The 3090-nt window shown below is 57.8% G+C and carries 2 rRNA genes; both read left to right on the top strand.

The features are described 5' to 3' along the window. Nucleotides 1–2919: ribosomal RNA gene (locus tag ACKX14_RS15360) — 23S ribosomal RNA — on the top strand. 48 nt (nt 2920–2967) lie between these two features. Continuing rightward, nucleotides 2968–3082 (top strand): 5S ribosomal RNA (rrf, locus tag ACKX14_RS15355). Nucleotides 3083–3090 lie beyond the last annotated feature (8 nt).

The raw sequence follows: 3090 nt of genomic DNA, 5'->3' as shown, positions 1-3090 counted from the left end.
GGCGTAAGAGGGCGACGAAGGGCGCAGCGAGCGGCGAAACGCCCCGGGGAGCTGCAAGCAAGCTAAGATCCGGGGGTACCCGAATGGGGGAACCCACCGCGGGAGAACCCGCGGTATCCCATGCTGAATCCATAGGCATGGGAGGCGAGACCGGGAGAACTGAAACATCTCAGTATCCCGAGGAAAAGAAAGAAACATCGATTCCCTGAGTAGCGGCGAGCGAAAGGGGAGGAGCCCAAACCTGACATGTGTAAGGCCGCCACCGTTGCATGTCAGGGGTTGGAGGGAGTGTCGAGCCCGAAGGCGGTAGGGCGAGGCGAGGCGAAGGGTAGCAGAACACCGCTGGAAAGCGGGGCCACAGAAAGTGACAGCCTTGTATGCGAAACCCGAGAGTCCGCCTGACACATCCAGAGTACCACGGGCCACGCCAATCCCGTGGGAAGCAGGGAGGACCATCTCCCAAGGCTAAATACCCGCTTACGACCGATAGAGGACAAGTACCGTGAGGGAAAGGTGAAAAGCACCCCGGGAGGGGAGTGAAACAGAACCTGAAACCGTGTGTCTACAAGCAGAGGGAGCGCGAGCGACCTCGTACTTTTTGTAGAACGGACCGGCGAGTTACTGCATCAAGCGAGGTTAAGGAGTTAAGCTCCGGAGCCGAAGCGAAAGCGAGTCTGAACAGGGCGCAAAGTTTGATGCAGTAGACCCGAAACCGTGTGATCTACCCATGGCCAGGGTGAAGCGGGACTAACCTTCCGTGGAGGCCCGAACCGTGTTGACGTTGAAAAGTCATGGGATGAGCTGTGGGTAGGGGTGAAATGCCAATCGAACACGGAGATAGCTGGTTCTCCCCGAAATAGCTTTAGGGCTAGCCTCAACCGGACCTTCCCGGAGGTAGAGCACTGAATGGGCTAGGGGCCGAAAAGGTTACCGAACCCTATCAAACTCCGAATGCCGGGGAGAGTGTAGTTGGGAGTCAGACTGTGGGGGATAAGCTTCACAGTCGAGAGGGGAACAGCCCAGACCGTCAGCTAAGGTCCCGAAGTAAACCTAAGTGGGAAAGGATGTTGTACTACGAAGACAACCAGGATGTTGGCTTAGAAGCAGCCATTCATTTAAAGAGTGCGTAATAGCTCACTGGTCGAGCGGTACTGCGCCGAAAATGTAACGGGGCTGAAGGTTTACACCGAAGCTGCGGACAGCGCAAGCTGTGGTAGGGGAGCGTTCCTGCTGGGCAGAAGTCTTACCGGAAGGTAAGGTGGACTGGCAGGAAGAGAGAATGTCGGTATAAGTAGCGAGAGGCAGGTGAGAATCCTGCCCGCCGAAAGCCTAAGGATTCCTGAGGAAGGTTCGTCCGCTCAGGGTAAGCCGGGGCCTAAGCCGAGGCATGGAATGCGTAGGCGATGGACAACTGGTTGAGATTCCAGTGCCACCCAAGACCGCTTGAGCGAAGGGGTGACGCAGGAGGGTAAGCTGAGCGCGCGGTTGGTAGAGCGCGTCCAAGCCCAAAGGCGAGCCTGGCAGGCAAATCCGTCAGGCGATGCTGAAGGGTGACGGGGAGGGAACTAAAGTACCGAAGCAGCCGAACCCAAACTGCCGAGAAAAGCCTCTAGCGAGGTCAAGGGTGCCCGTACTGCAAACCGACACAGGTAGGCGAGGAGAGAATCCTAAGGCGAGCGGGAGAACCCTCGTTAAGGAACTCGGCAAACTGACCCCGTAACTTCGGGAGAAGGGGTGCCCGAGTAGCTGCCGGGGTAACCGGTGGTGAAAGGGCCGCAGAGGAGAGGCCCAAGCGACTGTTTAGCAAAAACACAGGTCTCTGCTAAGGAGGAATCCGACGTATAGGGGCTGACGCCTGCCCGGTGCTGGAAGGTTAAGGGGAAGGGTAAGCCGCGAGGCGAAGCTCAGAACCGAAGCCCCAGTGAACGGCGGCCGTAACTATAACGGTCCTAAGGTAGCGAAATTCCTTGTCGGGTAAGTTCCGACCCGCACGAATGGCGTAACGACTTGGGCGCTGTCTTGACGAGGGGCCCGGCGAAATTGTAGTATGAGTGAAGATGCTCATTACCCGCAGCTGGACGGAAAGACCCCATGGAGCTTTACTGCAACCTGACATTGGATTTCGGCACCGGATGTACAGGATAGGTGGGAGGCAGAGAACCTGGCTCGTCAGGGTCAGGGGAGCCGGCGTTGGGATACCACTCTTTCGGTGCTGAGGTTCTAACCCCAAGCCGTAAGCCGGCTGGGGGACATAGTCAGGTGGGCAGTTTGACTGGGGCGGTCGCCTCCTAAAAGGTAACGGAGGCGCCCAAAGGTTACCTCAGCGCGGTTAGGAATCGCGCGGTGAGTGCAAAGGCATAAGGTAGCCTGACTGCGAGACGGACAGGTCGAGCAGGGTCGAAAGACGGGCTTAGTGATCCGGCGGCACTGGATGGAAAGGCCGTCGCTCAACGGATAAAAGCTACCCTGGGGATAACAGGCTGATCTCCCCCAAGAGTCCACATCGACGGGGAGGTTTGGCACCTCGATGTCGGCTCGTCGCATCCTGGAGCTGAAGTAGGTTCCAAGGGTTGGGCTGTTCGCCCATTAAAGCGGCACGCGAGCTGGGTTCAGAACGTCGTGAGACAGTTCGGTCCCTATCCGCTGCGGGCGCAGGATACTTGAAGGGAGCTGCCCCTAGTACGAGAGGACCGGGGTGGACGGACCGATGGTGTACCAGTTGTCTCGCCAGAGGCACAGCTGGGTAGCCAAGTCCGGCAGGGATAAGCGCTGAAAGCATCTAAGTGCGAAGCCCCCCCTGAGATAAGGTATCCCATCCCTAAAAGGGAGTAAGACACCGGGGAGACTACCCGGTAGATAGGTCAGAGGTGTAAGGGTCGCAAGGCCTTGAGCCGACTGATACTAATCTGTCGAGGGCTTGACCTGAGAAAAACACTTCACTGTGCAATTTTGAAGGTGCAGGAAATTCCCGGTGGCCATAGCGGAGGGGAAACACCGGTTCCCATGCCGAACACACAGGTTAAGCCCTCCAGCGCCGATGGTACTTGGGGTCATCCCCCGGGAGAGTAGGTCGCTGCCGGGATTAAAATT

The sequence above is a fragment of the Thermorhabdus hydrogeniformans genome, assembly GCF_049310025.1.
Taxonomy (GTDB): Bacteria; Bacillota; Thermosediminibacteria; order Thermosediminibacterales; family Tepidanaerobacteraceae; genus JBJYKD01.
This window is presented reverse-complemented; position numbering and strand designations above follow the sequence as displayed.